Annotated in this window: 15 protein-coding genes; 10 read left to right on the top strand and 5 right to left on the bottom strand. The window is 49.8% G+C overall.

Features of this window, described 5'->3' with window-relative positions; all coding sequences use genetic code 11:
• Positions 1-3: 3 nt before the first annotated feature.
• Positions 4-1,311, bottom strand: a complete 1,308-nt coding sequence (gene aroA / locus DU481_RS02280; RefSeq protein WP_350132054.1) for a 3-phosphoshikimate 1-carboxyvinyltransferase — start codon at positions 1,309-1,311, stop codon at positions 4-6.
• Positions 1,312-1,512: 201 nt separating this feature from the next.
• Here aroA and DU481_RS02275 point away from each other — a divergent pair, with 201 nt between their 5' ends.
• Positions 1,513-1,761, top strand: a complete 249-nt coding sequence (locus tag DU481_RS02275) for a hypothetical protein (RefSeq protein ID WP_350132051.1) — start codon at positions 1,513-1,515, stop codon at positions 1,759-1,761.
• Between the two features lie 123 nt (positions 1,762-1,884).
• On the opposite strand, the gene DU481_RS02270 is transcribed toward DU481_RS02275, so the two are convergent.
• The 4 genes from DU481_RS02270 to DU481_RS02255 all read right to left on the bottom strand — a co-directional run bounded on the left by DU481_RS02270 (position 1,885) and on the right by DU481_RS02255 (position 7,241).
• Entirely contained in the window at positions 1,885-4,401 is a 2,517-nt protein-coding gene (locus tag DU481_RS02270) for a DNA topoisomerase III (RefSeq protein ID WP_350132048.1), read from the bottom strand.
• 164 nt (positions 4,402-4,565) lie between these two features.
• Entirely contained in the window at positions 4,566-5,024 is a 459-nt protein-coding gene (locus tag DU481_RS02265; protein WP_350132045.1) for a Smg family protein, read from the bottom strand.
• A gap of 55 nt (positions 5,025-5,079) precedes the next feature.
• Entirely contained in the window at positions 5,080-6,186 is a 1,107-nt protein-coding gene (dprA, locus tag DU481_RS02260) for a DNA-processing protein DprA (protein WP_350132042.1), read from the bottom strand.
• A 17-nt stretch (positions 6,187-6,203) separates the two neighbouring features.
• Positions 6,204-7,241 carry a LysM peptidoglycan-binding domain-containing protein gene (locus DU481_RS02255; protein ID WP_502889903.1) on the bottom strand — a complete coding sequence of 346 codons (1,038 nt, stop codon included), beginning with the start codon at positions 7,239-7,241 and terminating at the stop codon, positions 6,204-6,206.
• 96 nt (positions 7,242-7,337) lie between these two features.
• On the opposite strand from DU481_RS02255, the gene def reads away from it, so the two are divergent.
• The 9 genes from def (at position 7,338) to DU481_RS02210 (ending at position 18,981) form a co-directional block, all read left to right on the top strand.
• Positions 7,338-7,841, top strand: coding sequence for a peptide deformylase (gene def / locus DU481_RS02250; protein ID WP_090317556.1), 504 nt, complete (start codon positions 7,338-7,340; stop codon positions 7,839-7,841).
• Between the two features lie 121 nt (positions 7,842-7,962).
• A complete protein-coding gene (gene fmt, locus DU481_RS02245; protein ID WP_350132035.1) occupies positions 7,963-8,922 on the top strand; it encodes a methionyl-tRNA formyltransferase in 960 nt (319 codons plus the stop codon).
• The gene (gene rsmB / locus DU481_RS02240) at positions 8,915-10,192 is read left to right on the top strand and encodes a 16S rRNA (cytosine(967)-C(5))-methyltransferase RsmB (RefSeq protein ID WP_350132033.1); all 1,278 of its coding nucleotides are present in this window, start codon (positions 8,915-8,917) and stop codon (positions 10,190-10,192) included. The genes fmt and rsmB overlap by 8 nt, the downstream gene beginning before the upstream one ends.
• Positions 10,128-10,799 (top strand): DUF4390 domain-containing protein, encoded by a 672-nt coding sequence (locus DU481_RS02235; protein WP_350132031.1) that lies wholly within the window; start codon positions 10,128-10,130, stop codon positions 10,797-10,799. The genes rsmB and DU481_RS02235 overlap by 65 nt, the downstream gene beginning before the upstream one ends.
• The gene (locus DU481_RS02230; protein ID WP_350132029.1) at positions 10,799-12,976 is read left to right on the top strand and encodes an ATP-binding protein; all 2,178 of its coding nucleotides are present in this window, start codon (positions 10,799-10,801) and stop codon (positions 12,974-12,976) included. Before DU481_RS02235 ends, DU481_RS02230 begins: the two co-directional genes overlap by 1 nt.
• Positions 12,977-13,121: 145 nt before the next feature.
• Positions 13,122-14,384 carry a sigma-54-dependent transcriptional regulator gene (locus DU481_RS02225; protein ID WP_350132026.1) on the top strand — a complete coding sequence of 421 codons (1,263 nt, stop codon included), beginning with the start codon at positions 13,122-13,124 and terminating at the stop codon, positions 14,382-14,384.
• Positions 14,385-14,572: 188 nt separating this feature from the next.
• Entirely contained in the window at positions 14,573-16,588 is a 2,016-nt protein-coding gene (gene tkt / locus DU481_RS02220; RefSeq protein ID WP_350132024.1) for a transketolase, read from the top strand.
• A gap of 81 nt (positions 16,589-16,669) precedes the next feature.
• Positions 16,670-17,668 carry a type I glyceraldehyde-3-phosphate dehydrogenase gene (gap, locus tag DU481_RS02215; RefSeq protein WP_090317535.1) on the top strand — a complete coding sequence of 333 codons (999 nt, stop codon included), beginning with the start codon at positions 16,670-16,672 and terminating at the stop codon, positions 17,666-17,668.
• Between the two features lie 134 nt (positions 17,669-17,802).
• Positions 17,803-18,981, top strand: a complete 1,179-nt coding sequence (locus DU481_RS02210) for a phosphoglycerate kinase (RefSeq protein WP_350132020.1) — start codon at positions 17,803-17,805, stop codon at positions 18,979-18,981.
• Position 18,982: the final 1 nt, after the last annotated feature.

Here is an 18,982-nt window from a genome sequence, read left to right as displayed (position 1 = left end):
AGATTATTTCATTTCAGAGTGAATTATTTGTGAAAATTTCTCAAAATAATCAGGAAATGTTTTGGCGACGCAATTGGGATCGTTAATCCGCACTGGCGCTCCCAAGGACGCCAAAGCAAAGCACATGGCCATGCGGTGATCGTCATAGGTATCGATTGCAGCATGGGGAGTTAAGCCATGTACGGGCGGTGTGATGCGCAGATAATCCGCGCCTTCCTCCACAATCGCGCCTAGTTTGCGCAATTCTGTTGACATGGCGGCGAGACGATCCGTTTCTTTCAAGCGCCAGCTGGCAATATTGCGTAACGTGCTGGTACCTTCAGCGAATAACGCTGTGACAGCCAGTGTCATGGCTGCATCGGGAATATGGTTGCAATCCAGATCGATAGCGCGGAGAGATTTTCCCTTGTTGCTGGCTTCAAGCCAATTTTCCCCCATCGCTATGTCTGCACCCATCAGTTCAAGTGCTGCAGCAAACCGGATATCGCCTTGTGTACTGCCGCGGCCCACGCCTTGGACGCGAACCGGACCATGCCCGATCGCACCGGCTGCCAGGAAATACGAAGCGGACGATGCGTCACCTTCGACAAAAATGTGGCCGGGGCTACGGTATTTTTGTTGCGCCGGTATGATGAATTGCTGCCAGCCGGAATGCTCGACCTGCACGCCAAAATGGTGCATTTGCGCCAGTGTTAATTCAATATAGGGTTGGGAAATGAGCGTGCCGGATACATTGATGATGGATTTTTTCCCGCTTAATGGCAGTGCCATGAGCAATCCGGTAAGAAACTGACTGGAAACATCGCCTTTGACTGTCACGGTTTGAGTGTCAGTCTGGTCAAGCAGTACAGCTGGTCTGATCTCTACAGGAGGAAAGCCGGAATTGCTCAGGTAATTGATGTCTGCGCCCAATTGCCGCAATGCATCGACCAAGTCCGCAATCGGCCGTTCGTGCATGCGTGGTACGCCGGATAAGCGATAATGCCCATGCATCAAAGATAATACCGCCACCAAAGGGCGGAAAGCTGTTCCTGCATTGCCGAGAAATAGGTCGGCATCTTTGACCGGAAACACGCCGTCCCCACCGGTGATCGTGTAATCATTATTGCCTGTGTGCGTGATGGGCACACCCAAACGGGTAAGTGCGTCCAGCATGCGAGCGGTGTCGTCGGAAGCCAATAAATCATGAATTTCCGTGGCGCCTTCCGCCAACGCGGCAAGCAGAAGAATGCGATTCGAGATACTCTTTGATCCGGGTAATTGCACAGTGCCCTGAGCATTCTTGGCAAATGGGAGGTCAAGCCATTTCATGGTGTATGCAAGTGAAAATTGTAAGATGATATCCCATAAAGATATTGAGAGCGTAATTTTATTGATTCTCGGGGAGTGCCAGTGCTATGGAAATTGTTTGGGTAGATTTATTGCATTTGGAAAAATCTTTATTAAACTATCGCGTTTGAGGTAATCTATCTTTTTTACGAAAAAGACACTTTATATAAAAGAGGTTGATGAATGGAAGATGCAGAAATTGTTTTAATGTTTTCTTTGCTAATGATCCCAGTGGCTATCTGGTTGCAGTTGTGGGTGAAGAATCGTAGAGAGAGACGCAGAAATGAAATGGGTGAGGAAGAGTTTGAAAATACGGCACGAGCATTCGGATCGATTATTCTTGAGGGTACGGCGATTGTAGGCGGACTCATCATGATTATCATGGGTTCCAGCGGTGTGCTCAAATACGTTCTTAATTTTTATGGTACATAAAAAACCGTATTGGAAGTATTAATTGTCCGGGGCATTAGCGCATGCTGATGCCCGGAAATTTTTTGTCACCTGCTTTCCGATGTGCTGGCGGACTGATATGAAACCAGCGCTGCGCAATATATATCATGAGGTTGTATTGTCGGCCGCAGGAGTTTCCGCTTGCTTCGTTTTAGATTTTGTTCCGGCTGTTTTCTTGGGCGCTTTCTGCTCAAACTCGAAACCTATTTTTCCATCCGTATTTCTGACCAAGTAGGCTGAGAAAGGCTTGCCTTTCTTGGAAATGAATTTGGTCAGCAGATCAGTTCTTCCGGTTTCCAGCAGTTTGGTGATTTGTTCCTGTTCTATCGGGCGTTCAAGGATGATTTTGCCGGTTTTAAAATCGCAGGTACGGTTAGCGCCGGTAGATTTCTCGCACACATACTGTAAGCCGTGTTCATACACCGCATGACCGCATTTCGGACACTTGCCTAAGGGTGTTTGGCCGCTGAAATCGACTTCTTCATGATTGTCATTATTGTTGCCAAAATCAAATTTCATCTCAAATGTGTCGGTGAGTTTGATCATGGCATTGAACAGCTGTCCCATTTTGCTCCGGAAGCCTTGTAGCGGCCCGACTTCCCGCTGGGTAATAAGCGTTTCCATCTCTTCCACTTCAAACTGACGGCCCGCCAGAATTTTCCATAGCGCGAAATCGCATTTCTGGCATTGAAACTTTTTGTAGGTTTCATGCACGGTTCCGCCACATTTGGGGCATGGGGATTGGAGTGTCGCAAAGTCCCCCGCAATGGTTTCGCCGCGATGCGTTTTGGCTTGTTCCACGATATGCCGTGTCATTTCGGCAATTTTTTCCATGAATGCGGCGCGTTTAAGATTGCCCTGCTCAATTTGGCGCAACTGGGATTCCCAGTTGCCGGTTAACTCAGGTGATATCAATTCAGGGATCTTGAGGCCGCGCAATAGCGTGATCAAGGAAAACGCTTTGGCTGTCGGATGCAGTTCACGGCCCACGCGCTGGATATAGTTTTCAAATACCAGTCCTTCAATAATGGCTGCCCGTGTTGCCGGAGTTCCTAAACCTTTGGCATTCATCGCCGCACGCAATTCTTCATCCTCGACCAGTTTGCCTGCACCTTCCATCGCGGAGAGTAGTGTCGCTTCATTGAATCGTGCTGGCGGACGGGTTTGGTTGGCGATAATTTCGATCGCCTGGGTGGTAACGGATTCACCGGGCGTTATGGCTACGAGCGTTGTATCTTCTTCCTGATCATCCGGTTTGACAGACTTGCCGTAAACCGCTTGCCAGCCCGGATTGACCATGACTTTACCCTCCGTTTTGAACGGTTCATTTTCAACCCGGGTGATGCGGGTAGTGACCAGAAATTCAGCAGCGGGAAAGAAAATGGCCAGGAAACGCTTGGTGACCAAATCGTACAGTTTGGCTTCGATTTCGTTTAATTTGGTCGGACTTAACGAGGTCGGAATGATAGCAAAGTGATCCGAAATCTTGGCGTTGTTGAAAATGCGTTTGTTGGGAACAACCCAGCCGGATGCCAGAACTTGCCGGGCAAATTTGCCATAATCGGTATTTTCGAGACTGAGCAAGGTGTCTTTGACGGTGGCGATATAATCTTCCGGCAGTGCGCGTGAATCCGTACGCGGATAAGTCAGCACCTTGTGTTTCTCATACAAGGCTTGTGCCAGACCCAGCGTTGTCTTGGCGGAAAAACCAAAGCGGCTGTTGGCATCGCGTTGTAAGCTGGTCAAGTCGTAGAGCAACGGACAGATTTCTTTGCTGGGTTTGCTTTCTTCGCTAACGTGCCCCGGTTTTCCCTGGCATTTGTCGTGAATAGCCTCAGCTTGTTTTTGTTCCCATAACCGTTCAGGCTTTGCTTCCTGGGCGGCTTTATCCTTGTTGAATTTGTCATCAAACCATCGGCCGGTGTAAATGCCATTACTGGCTTCAAACGTGCCGTGAATCTCCCAATAATTCTGCGGGCGGAATTTTTTAATTTTTTCTTCGCGTTCTACCAGAATTGCCAATGTGGGTGTTTGTACCCGTCCTACAGTCGTTTTGTGGAACCCGCCTTCCTGCGAGTTAAACGCAGTCATTGCGCGTGTGCCGTTAATGCCGACCAGCCAATCCGATTCCGACCGGCTGACCGCTGCCTCAGCCAATGACTGCACAGCCGAATTATCCAGTAACCGGGTGAATCCATCGCGTATGGCATCAGGGGTCATCGATTGCAGCCAGAGGCGCTTTACCGGTTTACTTGTGCCAACATGGCGCAGAATATAGTAAAAGATCAATTCACCTTCGCGTCCCGCGTCACAGGCATTGATGAGCGTTTCGATATCTTTGCGTTTGATGAGCTTGCTGAGAAGTTTCAGCCGCGCGGAGGTTTTCTCGATCGGATTCAAATCAAAATGTGGCGGAATAACCGGCAAATTGGCAAAACTCCATTTGCCGCGCTTGACTTCATATTCTTCCGGAATGACAAGCTCAAGCAAATGACCTACCGCGGAAGAGACCACGTATTGATCGCTCTCGAAGTAATCCGTGTGTTTGGTAAAGCCACCCAATGCCCGCGCGATATCCGCTGCGACAGAAGGTTTTTCTGCAATAATCAGCGATTTACTCATTAATTCCCCAAAATAAATCATTCGTCGGCACTGTGTTTCCCAGCCTTTGGGTTACTTGATGTATCAGGGTTGCAAACATGGTCAAAATTTAATGAGTGTAGTGGAGGTATTCACTCCGGCAGCCATTGAGTCAGATGCGGCTTAATATGAAATGGATTTTTTTCTTAGTGCCGGTAATGCGAGTCGCTGACGATCAGCAATTTCTCAAGAACAGTATCATCAGTCAGCTGATTTTGAATCCATAGTTCGGTTAAAACAATCAATTTGATTTTTTCCAAACTGGAGGAATTTTCATCCATGGCCAGTACACGGTCGATTAACAATTCCCGTTGTAGCGGGTTAATGATGCGAGCTTGTTCAAGGAAGAAAATAAAACCCCGCCCTTCGGTGTCGATTCTTTCCATTTCATATTCGGTATAGCAGCGGAAAGAGTCGTTTTCGGCGAAGCTGGCAGGATAATTGCCAATATCATGGCGTTCGAGTTCCGAGAGCCAATTCAGGGTCTCATGGATATCCTCGTCGGCGAATCCGGCCATGGTCAGTTTGCGCGTCAATGTCGCAGAATCCGGATAGCTGCCCGAGTCAAAGAAATTTTCAAATAAATAAACGAGTATATCGAACATAATTGTGTCTAAAAAAGCGAGTATGTTTACAGATCAGTGCTTCCGGTTAATGCCATCACATCGATTGAATCCGCTGGTAACATCCTCCCGGCAAACTGCTGATCTGACCGTCAAGCTCGAGCGTTAATAGCATGGCTGATACAACCTCAGCCGTCAAGCCACTACGCGAACAGAGCGTATCAATATCAACGACATCATAACCTAGGTGTTTGAGTAATAACGTGTTTTCGGCTGGCTTTGTGACAGAAAATTCTTTCGCTGCGGCGCTATTCACATGCCGGGTTAAGGGTAAATGATTCAATTCATCCAGAATATCCTGGGTATTTTCAACCAATTTGGCGCCTTGTTTTATCAGCGCATGACAGCCTTTTGACAAGGGCGAATGTATCGAACCCGGGATTGCCATGACTTCGCGCCCTTGTTCCAATGCTTGCCGGGCTGTGATCAATGATCCGCTCTGTAATGCCGCCTCCACTACCAGGCAGCCGTGACTCATACCGCTGATGATACGATTTCTGCGCGGAAAATTCCTGCCGATGGCAGGGGTACCCAGCGGAAATTCGGAGATTAATGCGCCTTCTTTTGCCAGCTTGTGCGCGAGCGGATGATTCTTTGCCGGATAAACGATATCCAAGCCAGTGCCGACAACGGCAATGCTGGAGGCTAAGCCGCGCAAACCGCCCTGGTGCGCGGCGGTATCGATACCCAGCGCCATACCGCTGATGATGCATAATCCGGCGCTACTGGCGGCTTCTGAAAAGGCTTCCGCGTTGGATAAACCCTGCGGCGTGGCGTTGCGGCTGCCGACCACGGCCAGCGCCGGGCGCTGCAGCAGCTCCCGCCGGCCTTTGAAATATAGCAGCGGGGGTGGGGCGTCAATATTGAGTAACTGCGCCGGGTAATCGGAATCGGCTAAAGTGATGATCGCATTGACAGGGTCCTCCAGCCAGCGGAACACGGCGGCGATTTTATGTTGCTCGGCACCTTGCGAAATGCGCTGCGCGACGGGTTTTTTTACGATGCGCTCCAATGTGCTCATATGCGCTGACAGGATGGCCGCGGGGCTGCCAAAAGCGATCAGAAGTCTGCGGATGGATTCGTCACCCAGACCGTCGATCAGATTAAGACTCAGCCATGCTTCAAGATCCGGTGCATGTTTCATGACGATACGAGTTAATTTTAGGGCGTTTTGACGGCATCCAATACTTTGATGGCTTGCGTGCTTTGTACGACCAATGCGTAGGATATTTTCTCAAAAACACGGAAGATGAATACCAATCCGGTTCTTTCATCCGGTAATTGTACCGTTTGCCCTTTGAGCGATTTGGCTTGGCTTCTCCGGTAGATAGCCAGAACATGGCCCATTTCCAGGCCATCCAACCCACCTTTGTTGAGTGTGACGATATCGCCTCGGCCAATCTCGGAGACGCCGCCATAAACTGAGATAATTCTTCCGTTGAGCGAAAAATCCGGTGCATGCGGAGCGTAGTTATTGAAGATAGTATTGGGTGCCGGAACCAAACGATCGCCTTTCAAGATCTCTTCCGAGGCGTGCGTGATGATGACCGTGCTGACATCCGAAAAAGCATTCACCTTGGCATTTCCCAGGTAAGTCGCTTCAAAACCCAGAACAGCGCCTTTTTGATCCGGATCCTTCAGTGCCTTGCCGGGACGGAAAACTTGCCATGCCGAACCCTTATCTTTAGGCAATTCGCTGACATAAGCGGTATTGCCTGTGCTCAAAGCAACCCGGCCCTCGCTTGAGCCTAATATATACGGTGCATTGTCGAGGCCGTCTTTTTCGATGACCAGCGGCTGGCTCAGGAAAGGTTCGATCGCTGCTGCTGGGATGCTGGGAATTGCCGAAGTACCGGACTGCTCCGTACGGATTTTCGGTGATAATTTAACGGTTTTCACACCGTATTCATCGTCCTCCGAAAGGCGTAAGCGGATGCCATGCAGTGATTTTTCCAGTATGACAACATCGCCGGGGTAAATCTTGTGCGGATTCTTTACCTGCGAGCGATTGAGTCCCCAGATTTCCGGCCAGCGCCAAGGATCTTTCAAAAACCGGGAAGCAATTCCCCATAGTGTATCGCCTGGTACGACCACATGATAATCGGGCGTATCACTACGCAATTCGATCTCTTGAGCCTTTATTGACGTGACGGAAAGCAGGCTCAGAAATAAAATCATAGTTATAATAAGCTTTCGCATGGATGATCTCACAGGCAGTGATAAGGCATACAGAATGATTGGTTAATGATACGGTCTAAATGCGAAATTGGGTTTGTTAAACTACACATTTTTTTCATGGCTATTCTAAAAATACTACAATATCCGGATGAAAGGCTACATACTGTAGCGGTTCCCGTAGCACAAGTCACGGATGAAATCCGTTCGCTGATAAGAGATATGACCGAAACGATGTACGCTGCGCCCGGTATAGGGTTGGCTGCAACCCAGGTGGATGTGCACGAGCGCATCATTGTGATCGATACATCGGAAACGCGTGATGAATTGCTCGTATTGATCAATCCGGAAATTATCGCCAGTAACGGCCTATCGGACTATGAGGAAGGCTGCCTGTCAGTACCCGGCATCTATGGGAAAGTGCGGCGCGCCGAATCCGTGACTGTGAAAGCGCTGAATGCGCAAGGCGAATCCTTTGTTCTGGATGCCGATGGATTATTGGCAGTATGTATTCAACACGAGATGGATCACTTGGCGGGAAAAGTGTTTGTGGAATACTGGTCAAAGCTCAAGCAATCGCGCACCTTGGCCAGATTAAAGAAAAAACAGCGCAGTACCATGTAGCGGGCGCATGTTGGCATAAAATAAAGCTGTGCGCTGCATCCGGATCTTCTGAATCAATAATACGATTCGTTGGTACGATTGAATCCCGTCACCCCAATTAACAAGTAATCGATGCACTAGCATGAAAATCATATTTGCTGGAACCCCCGTCTTTGCCGCGACGGCGCTGGATGCGCTGATTCAAGCAGGGCATGAGATTGTTATGGTGTTGACCCAGCCGGACCGCCCTGCGGGCAGAGGAATGAAAGCTGCCGCCAGCGCCGTTAAATTGCTGGCCGAACAACATCATCTGGCATTATTGCAACCCTTGACCCTGAAAACTGACGGCATTCAACAGCAATTGCAGGCACTGCACGCGGATGTGATGGTTGTGGCGGCGTATGGACTGATTTTGCCGCAAGCGGTACTCGATATTCCCCGTCTGGGATGCTTGAATATTCATGCTTCGCTATTGCCGCGCTGGCGGGGTGCAGCACCGATTCAACGCGCCATTCTGGCGGGCGATCGCGAGACCGGTATCACCATCATGCAGATGGATGCCGGATTGGATACGGGTGATATTTTGTTAGCGCACAACGTGGAAATTACGCCGGACGATACCACGCAATCGCTGCACGATAAATTAAGTGTGTGCGGCGCGCGAAGCATCGTTGAGGCGCTGACGCTGCTGCCTCAGGAAAAACTGGCTCCCGTGCTGCAAGACGAGACGCAAGCCTGCTACGCCGCCAAGATAACCAAAGCCGAAGCAGAAATTGATTGGCGGCACAGCGCGCAGCAGCTAGACCGGATGGTGCGGACATTTAATCCCAATCCCGGCGCCTATGCGCATTTCCGGGATATGGCGCTGAAGATCTGGCAAGCTGAAGCGCTAGACGGAAATGCAGGAAAGCCGGGAGAAATTGTTGCAGTGGATCGTGCGGGCATCACGGTCGCCTGCGGTTCGGGTTTGTTACGGATAGCCGTGGTGCAGAAACCTGGCGGCAAGAAAATGAGCGCGGCGGATTTTTTGGCTGGCAATCCGATAGAACCTGGCGAGTGTTTTATGACTGCGCATCATCCTGCTGCTGCATCGCATGATTAAGGCGCAGCTGGCGGCAGCTTCCGCAATCGGTAAAGTGTTGACGGGATCAAGCCTGACCGGCGTGCTGCAGGATGTCTGGCGCGCCGATCCCATGTTATCAAAACAACAAAAGGGCGCCATTCAGGATTTAAGTTATGGCGTCCTGCGTTTTTACGGCCAATTACAGGCGATTCTCGCGTTGTTACTGAAAAAACCGTTACGCGATAAAAGTTTGCAGCAGTTGCTGCTCGTGAGCTTGTATCAATTGCAGTACAGTAAAGCATCTCCGCACACAGTGGTGGATCAAGCCGTATCTGCATCGCGCTCCTTGGCGCATGGTCAAGGAATGCAAGGGCTGGTGAATGCCGTCTTGCGCAATTTTATCCGGCAACGTGAGCGCTTGTTGCAACAAGCGGCCACCCATGAGGATGGACTTTACTCGTATCCACAGTGGTGGATTGACAAGTTGCGGCAGCAATATCCGGAAAAATTCCACACAATACTGCAAGCCGGTAACAAACGCCCTCCAATGACGTTACGGGTGAATCAACGCAAAATTAGCGTGGCCGCTTATCGTGATTTATTGACAGAAAAAGCGATGCAAGCGGAACTACTCTGGTCCGGCGCGTTGCAACTGAGTCAGCCGGTCGCGGTGGAGCATCTGCCCGGTTTCAGCGCCGGGCTGGTGACGGTGCAAGATGCCGGAGCGCAGCTTGCCGCGCCATTTCTGGATGTGCATGATGGCATGCGGGTGTTGGACGCGTGCGCGGCACCGGGAGGAAAAAGCACGCATGTGTTGGAATTGGCCGATGTCGCATTGACGATACTGGATAATGAAGCAGCAAGATTGACTCAGGTGCAACAGAATTTGCAGCGCCTGCATATGACGGCAGAAAAGATGGTGTGCGGCGATGCGTCGGATCCCGATGCCTGGTGGGATGGCCGCTACTATGACCGTATTCTGGCGGATGTGCCTTGTTCGGCATCCGGAGTGGTTTGCCGGCATCCGGATATCAAATGGTTGCGGCGTGAAAGCGATCTGGTCAAATTTGCAGAAATTCAACAAGCAATTTTGCATGCCTTGTGGAAAATTTTGAGCAAGGGTGGTAAGTTGCTGTATGTGACTTGTTCAGTTTTTGCTGAAGAAAATGCCATGCAGATTGCAAAATTCCTTAACCATCACCCTGATGCAAGTTTATTACCGCTTTCCGCAGCGGCAATGGCGGATGGACAACTGTTACCTGATATTCGACATGATGGCTTCTTCTATAACCTACTGCAAAAAGCCTGATCCGCAAGTGCGCCGAATAAAGCTACCCTACCTCAATCTTGTACTGCTGTTACTGATTTTGCTATCGCCAATGTCCGTTGCTCGGGCGGAAGGTATCCAGATAAAGTCTGTCAGTCTGGCGGCGACCGAGCAAGGTTATACCATCAGCATGGATTCCGAGATTACACTGAACGAGACGTTGGAACAGACGCTTGAGAAAGGTATCGTGCTTTATTTCGTCACCAAATTCGGCTTGCTGGACACGCGCTGGTATAAGCTCAATGAAGAGGTGGCGCGCAGTAAGTTTGTGGTTGGTTTGCGCTATTATGCGCTAACACGGCAATATCATCTCAACCATCCGGTGTTTTCACAAAGTTATTCTTCATTAAAAGAAGCATTGCAAGCATTGGGGCGGATACGCGATCTTCCGTTGACGGCTAAAACTGAATTAAAGCCAGACGCCGATTATGTGGCGTCGCTGCGAATCTGGCTCGATCTGACGCGGATGCCAAAACCGTTCCAAGTTGAAACATTGGGTTCCAGTCAGTGGAATTTGAGTTCGGATAAACTGGAATGGCACACGAAGCTGCCCACACCCGGGGAACCGGTACAGATTAAAGGTCACTGATGAAATACGTGCTCATTGTGGGGGCCGGTGTGGGGGCTGTGATGCTCTTTCTGCTGGCTACCGCGGGAGCCAATACCGAGTTTTTTGAACGGAAGTACCGCTTATTGCTAGGCATCAATATCGCCTTTGTGATCTTTCTCATGGCGATTCTGGGATTTCTACTGTGGCGGTTCAGGCGTCGCCTGAAATCGGGTGTTTTTGGATCCCGGCTGGCGTTACGGTTGATGCTGGTTTTTTCCATGATGGCGACACTTCCCGGTGTTTTAGTGTATGCCGTGTCCGTTCAATTTCTTGAGAAGAGTATCGAATCCTGGTTTGACGTTAAAGTGGATCGCGCCCTGGAAGGCGGCTTGAATCTGGGGCATACCATGCTGGATAATCTGCTGGAAGAGTTACAGCGCAAAGCGCAGGCGACGGCGTTAATATTGTCCGATCCCGCTAATCCGCCTTTATTGGTGCTGAATGAATTGCTGCTGCAATCGCAAGTGGAAGAAGCGACCTTGTTTAATCAGGATGGCAAAGTCATCGCTTTTTCCAGCGAGAGTAATCTGACGTTATTTCCTGGGATGCCGAATGCCGTCGTTATGCGCTATATCCGGATGCAGAAAGCGTATGGCGCGATTGAGTCGATTGCCGATAAAGGCTTGTATTTGCGCGTCGTTGCTCCGGTTAATGTGCTGAGTTTGAAAGAGGATATCCGGATGCTGCAAATGCTGCAGCCGGTTCCGCTGCAATTGGCAAAAGACGCCGAACGGGTGCAGGCCGGTTATCAGGATTACCAGGAACTTTCTTTGTCGCGCCATGGATTGACCCGGCTGTATAGTGTTACCTTGACGCTGGCCTTGTTGTTATCGTTGTTTTCAGCATTGGCGACCGCTTCTTTGCTCAGTGAGAAACTGAGCGCGCCGCTGGGCATGCTGGCGGAAGGCACGCGGGCGATTGCGCAGGGTGACTACAGCCGCAGACACCTGGTGCAAAGTCGTGACGAATTGGGGGTGTTGACGGAGTCCTTCAATTTGATGACGCAACAATTGGAAGAAGCGCGCGCAGCAGCACTGCATAATCAGCAGGCGGTCGAGAGTGCGAGAGCGCACTTGGAAAGTATCCTGGCGAATTTGTCATCGGGTGTGCTGGTATTCGACGATCAATTAGTATTATCCAAGGCCAATCGCAGTGCCGAGCAGATCCTGCAAATACCGCTGATCAGCTTGGACGGTTCGATTATCGAAGGCTGTGTGAGCAATGAACCGCAACTGGATACCTTGATTGCCGAGATCAAGGAGGGGTTTAATTCCGGAGAAACCGGCGTTTGGCAGCGCCAATTGACGCGTTCGGAAGATGGCCGTAATCAGGTTCTATTGCTGAGAGGAACGCGTTTACCCAAGGTATCCAGCGGTGGTGGCGTGGTGGTTTTTGATGACATCACCAATCTATTGCAAGTGCAGCGCGCGGTTGCCTGGGGTGAGGTCGCACGCCGGCTGGCGCATGAAATTAAAAATCCGCTGACACCGATTCAACTGTCCGCCGAGCGCGTGCAGCACAAATTAATCAATAAGCTCAATGAAGAAGACGCCAAGATATTGCGGCGTTCTACTGAGACTATTGTCAATCAGGTGGAAGCCCTGAAACGGATGGTCAATGAATTTAATCAGTATGCGCGCGTGCCTGAAATGCAATTGCATCAACTGGATTTTAACCGGCTGGTGCGCGAGGTATTGTCGCTTTACGAAACCGCGAATATGGCGGCTGAGCATAGCAAACATGTGCAAATCCAGCAGCTATTGGGGGATGATTTACCGCTGATCAAAGGCGATTCGGCACAATTGCGCCAAGTGCTGCATAATTTGCTGCAAAATGCGCAAGACGCGCTGATTGATACGCCGCAACCCGTGATCGAGGTAAAAACCGAAAAAGTGCATGGCGGGGTGCAACTCAGTGTGCGTGATAACGGTTGCGGTTTTTCGGATGAGATCAGAGCCAGGGTTTTTGAGCCTTATGTCACCACCAAGGCCAAGGGAACCGGATTGGGATTGCCAATTGTGAAGAAAATTGTTGAAGAACATGAAGGGATTATCCATATCGAAAATATTAAACCGCAGGGCGCGCAAATTTCAATTATCCTGCCGGCGGTGGAGAAAAGCGCATCCACCAACGATAACCGGCTGGCGGCTCATTAGGGAACAACCGGTGATAACAGAAAAGAGGCATGAAATCTTTCCTGGCAAGATATCTGTTAATCAAAAAACTTGGAATTCATAGATGACCGTGAAATTTGACAGTTGTGGTTAAGCTGATTAGATTTCAGAAGTGGAGAAACACTCAATGATAACGAACAATACAATACTGGTTGTTGATGACGAAATTGGCATCCGCGAATTGCTGTCTGAAATTTTGCGGGACGAAGGATATCGCGTGGCGTTGGCCGAGAATGCCGAACAGGCGCGGATCTGGCGCACGCAAACGCGTCCCGATCTGGTGTTGCTGGATATCTGGATGCCCGATACGGATGGTATTACGCTCTTGAAAGAATGGGCCAGCAATGGCTTGCTGACGATGCCGGTGATCATGATGTCCGGACACGGCACGATTGATACGGCGGTGGAGGCTACCCGCATTGGCGCATTCGGTTACTTGGAGAAGCCGATACCGCTGCAAAAGCTGTTGAGCACGGTCAGCAAGGCTTTGCGCGGGGCGCAAAATAAGCAGCAATCAGCGCTGTCATTGGCCAGTCTGGGTAAAGGCGCTTTGATTCTTGATCTGAGAAAAAGGCTGGAGCAAGTGGTGAACTTGAAAACGCCTGTGCTGCTGATGGGGGAACCGGGAGCGGGCGCGGAAATTTGCGCGCGTTTTATGCATCGTCCGGGCACGCCATGGGTGGAACCCGAGACGTTGACGGGGTTGGCCGAGTCGCCGCTGGATTTGCTGGGGCTTGCGCGCGATGGGCTGTTATTTCTTAAGGATGTCGGCGAGATCAGTAAGTTGGCGCAAAAAGGCTTGCTGTTATTGCTAAGTAAGCTGGAGAAGTATAACGTCCGGCTGGTTTGCGCTACATCGCAACCGTTGGCGGAGCTGACCGCGCAGGGTGCTTATCATCCCAAATTGTACGAGATATTGAGCAGCCTCAGCATCGGCATTCCGGCATTGCGCGCACACCGGGAAGATATCCCTGAGCTAGCCGGCCAAATCTTGTCGCGTTTCGTTGAATCGGGAGAGGCTTCGTCCACGTTACAATTCAGTACCGCAGCGTTAAACTGCCTGCGCAATTACGATTGGCCCGGCAACTTGACGCAGTTAACCGGTGTGGTGCATTCGCTGGCACTGACTTGCACGTCTGATGAGATTTCGGTTGAAGCCGTGCAGCAGGCGATGGTTTTCCCGGAATCGGCCTCGTCATCAGTTTCGCCGGAGATTCCACTCGATCTTTCCCTGCGCGAAGCGCGCGATTTGTTTGAAAAAACTTACTTTGAAAGATTGATCGATCAGGAAAATGGCAACATGACGCGAGTCGCGGAACGCGCTGGATTAGAGCGCACGCACCTGTACCGCAAAATAAAATTATTGGGAATTAAACTGCGGGGCAACTGATTTTTTAAAGAAATTCCGCTGCTACTGGATTGGTTTTAGGCGCAAAAAATGAAGATCTCTAGTTGTCGTATCCTCTATCTTAGGGGATAATATCGCATTAATTTATTTGCCGATACGATGTGTTCCTATTCAATTGGCGCACAGTTCGATCTTTTCTATTCGTTTAAAATATTAGGGAGTTAGTGTTAATGGGGACATTCAAGGATTTTGACGCGCCGGTGTTTAAGGATTTAACCAGCGCAATTCGTGCATTGGCGATGGATGCTGTGCAAAAAGCCAATTCCGGTCACCCCGGTATGCCGATGGGGATGGCGGAAATCGCTGAAGTACTGTGGATTCATCATCTGCGTCATAATCCTGGTAATCCGGGGTGGGTTGACCGTGACCGGTTTATTCTTTCCAACGGGCATGGATCGATGCTGATTTATGCGTTACTGCATCTGACCGGCTATGATCTGCCGATGGAAGAAATTAAGAAATTCCGGCAATTCCATTCCAAGACACCCGGGCATCCGGAATATGGCTACACGCCAGGTGTGGAAACCACAACCGGTCCATTGGGTCAGGGTATTACTAATGCCGTGGGCATGGCGCTGGCGGAAAAAATACTGGCCGCTGAATTTAACCGTCCCGGTTATAACATTGTCGATCATCATACCTACGTTTTCTTGGGCGATGGTTGTCTGATGGAAGGTATTTCGCACGAAGCTTGTTCCTTGGCGGGTACCTTGGGTCTAGGAAAACTGATTTGTTTTTACGATGATAATGGCATTTCTATCGATGGTCATGTGGAAGGCTGGTTTACCGATGACACGCCGAAACGGTTTGAATCTTATGGCTGGCATGTAGTGCCAAACGTCAATGGGCATGACCCGGTGGCCATAGAAGCAGCGATTGAAGCTGCTAAAAAAGTCAACGATAAGCCAACAATGATTTGTTGCAAAACGGTCATCGGACTGGGATCACCCAATATGGCCAATACCCACTCGGTACACGGTGCAGCATTAGGTGACGCGGAGATCGCTGCCGCTCGTCCACACATCGGCTGGCATCACCCGCCTTTTGAGATTCCGCAAGAAGTGTATAGCGCCTGGGACGCAAGAGCGAAAGGGCAGGCGCTGGAAACAGAATGGAATCAGAAATTTGCTGAATATGCGGAAAAATATCCGGCTGAAGCGGCCGAATTCAATCGCCGCACGGCTGGTGAGTTGCCAGCGAACTGGCGCAGTCATGTCGACGGTGTTATCAATCAAGTTAACGCAAAAGCGGAAACCATTGCAAGCCGTAAGGCTTCGCAAAATGCGATTGAAGGTCTGGCGCCAGTTTTGCCTGAATTACTCGGCGGCTCTGCTGATCTGGCCGGATCCAATCTGACGCTGTGGTCAGGCTCCAAAGGGATTAGCAAGCAGAATGGCGGTAACTACGTGTACTACGGTGTGCGCGAATTTGGCATGAGTGCCATGATGAATGGTCTGTCATTGCATGGCGGCTTGATTCCTTACGGCGCCACTTTCCTGATGTTCTCCGAATATGCGCGTAATGCATTGCGTATGGCCGCACTGATGAAGATTCGCAATATTTTCGTCTTTACGCATGACTCCATCGGTCTGGGTGAAGATGGTCCAACGCATCAACCGGTAGAACAGACTTCAACCTTGCGTTTAATCCCTAATATGGATGTATGGCGTCCTTGCGATACGGTTGAGTCAACCGTGTCATGGGCGCGTGCCATCGAACGCAAAAATGGTCCTTCGACATTGATATTCAGCCGTCAGAATCTGCCATTCCAAAAACGCGATGCTGCTACCATCAAGCTGATCGATAAAGGCGGTTATGTATTATCCGAAGCCGGTAATGGCAAGCCGCAAGCAATTTTGATTGCGACAGGTTCCGAAGTAGGGCTGGCTATGAATGCGCAAAAATCGCTGGCCGAAGAAGGCGTTCATGTGCGCGTGGTTTCCATGCCGTGCACGAATGTATTCGATCGCCAGGAACCATCCTACAAGGACAGTGTCTTGCTGAAGGGTGTTAAACGCGTAGCGGTGGAAGCGGGCGTAACTGATTTCTGGCGTAAGTATGTTGGGCTGGATGGCGCGGTAGTCGGCATGGACACTTTTGGTGAATCAGCGCCTGCAGATGTGTTATTCAAGCATTTTGGTTTTACTGTCGAGAACGTTGTTAAAACAGTCAAAGGCATTCTCTGATCCAATTTATGATTAAAGCAACCGGATGATGAATTGCATTCATCCGGAAGTAATAGGTTTTTTTATTCAAGGAGTTTTGGCATGACAATTAAGGTTGGTATTAACGGATTTGGTCGTATCGGCCGTATGGTTTTCCGCTCAGCAGTACAGAATTTTCCGGATATCGAAATCGTTGCAATCAATGATTTGCTGGAACCGGATTACCTGGCTTATATGTTGAAGCATGATTCAGTGCATGGCCGTTTCCATGGCGATGTTGCGATCGAAGGCAATACTCTGGTGGTTAATGGCAAGAAAATCCGTTTGACCGCAGTTAAAGATCCGGCTGAATTGAAGTGGAACGAAGTAGGCGCGGATGTCGTCATTGAATCGACCGGCTTGTTTCTGACCAAGGAAACGTGTGAGAAACACTTGGCGGCTGGCGCAAAGAAAGTCATCATGTCGGCGCCATCCAAAGATGATACACCGATGTTTGTTTACGGCGTTAATGATAAGTCTTACAAAGGTGAAAGCATCATTTCCAATGCGTCCTGCACCACCAACTGTTTGGCGCCGATTGCCAAAGTATTGAACGATAAATGGGGTATCAAACGCGGTCTGATGACCACGGTTCATGCCGCAACTGCGACGCAAAAAACGGTGGATGGACCATCCAATAAAGACTGGCGCGGCGGCCGCGGTATTCTGGAAAATATCATTCCTTCTTCAACCGGTGCTGCCAAGGCTGTGGGTGTGGTGATACCGCAATTGAATAAGAAACTGACTGGCATGGCTTTCCGTGTTCCAACATCGGATGTGTCCGTGGTTGACTTGACCTGCGAATTGGAAAAAGAAGCGACCTACGACGAAATTTGCCAAGCAATGAAAGAAGCTTCTCAAGGTTCGATGAAAGGCGTGCTGGGTTATACCGATCAGAAAGTCGTGTCTACCGATTTCCGCGGTGAAAGCTGCACTTCCATTTTCGATGCCGAAGCGGGTATGGCGCTGGACAAAAGCTTTGTCAAAGTCGTTGCATGGTATGACAATGAATGGGGCTATTCCACCAAAGTACTGGAGATGGTTCGTACCGTCGCCAAGTAATTAAGTGCTTTCAGATGGACAGTCAAGCGTTAGGATTCTGATTGCCATCTGATTTAAATAGTTAATTTATTAAGACATAAAGGGTAGCGTTTGCTATCCTTTATACTTTCTTAAAGACAAATCTGGAGCTTACCGTGTCTGTTATTAAACTTGTTGACCTTGATCTTAAAGGTAAACGTGTATTTATACGCGCCGATCTCAACGTGCCCGTGAAAGATGGAAAAGTGACCTCGGATGCGCGCATCACCGCCTCGATGGCGACGATTAATCACTGCATCAAACAAGGCGCCAAAGTGATGGTAACGTCTCACTTGGGCCGCCCCGAAGAAGGTGTGTGGGCTGAAGAAAATTCTCTGAAACCCGTGGCGGATAATATTGCCAGCCAGTTAGGAAAACCGGTGCGCCTGATCAAGGATTGGGTCGATGGTGGATTTGATGTAGCCGATGGAGAATTGGTGGTGCTGGAGAATTGTCGCATCAATAAAGGCGAAAAGAAAAATGTCGAGGAAACGGCGCAAAAGTATGCCAAATTATGCGATGTCTTTGTCATGGATGCATTCGGCACCGCGCATCGCGCGGAAGCCTCGACCCATGGCATCGCCAAATATGCTCCCGTGGCTTGCGCCGGTATCCTGCTGACAGAAGAACTGGATGCGCTGACTAAAGCGTTGTTGAGTCCAGCGCGTCCGATGGTGGCGATTGTCGGCGGCTCGAAAGTTTCCACCAAGCTGACCGTGCTCGAATCATTGTCCGAGAAAGTCGATCAACTGGTGGTCGGCGGCGGTATTGCCAATACCTTCCTGAAAGCAACCGGCAAAAATGTCGGCAAATCGTTGTGTGAAGATGATCTGGTCCCGACAGCCAAAACATTGATGGATAAAATGGCGAAACGCAATGCGTCGATTCCGATCGCGGTCGATGTCGTGACCGGTAAAAAATTTGATGCCAATGAACCTGCGGTATTGAAAGATGCAGGCGCTGTGGCGGATGATGACATGATTTTTGATATCGGTCCCAAAAGCGCGCAGGAACTGGTGGATATCATTATGAAAGCCGGTACGGTGGTGTGGAACGGCCCGGTTGGCGTGTTTGAGTTTGATCAATTTGGTGCCGGAACCGAAAAAATCGCGCGTGCGATTGCAGAAACGAAGGCTTTTACGTTAGCAGGCGGCGGTGATACCATTGCAGCTATTCAAAAGTATGATATTTACGACAAAGTTTCCTATATTTCAACCGCAGGTGGCGCATTCCTGGAATTCTTGGAAGGCAAAAAATTGCCAGCGGTAGAAATATTGGAGATGCGTGCCAAATAAT

Origin of the sequence: Nitrosomonas sp., from assembly GCF_040240425.1 — a bacterium.
GTDB lineage: Bacteria > Pseudomonadota > Gammaproteobacteria > Burkholderiales > Nitrosomonadaceae > Nitrosomonas.
This window is presented reverse-complemented; position numbering and strand designations above follow the sequence as displayed.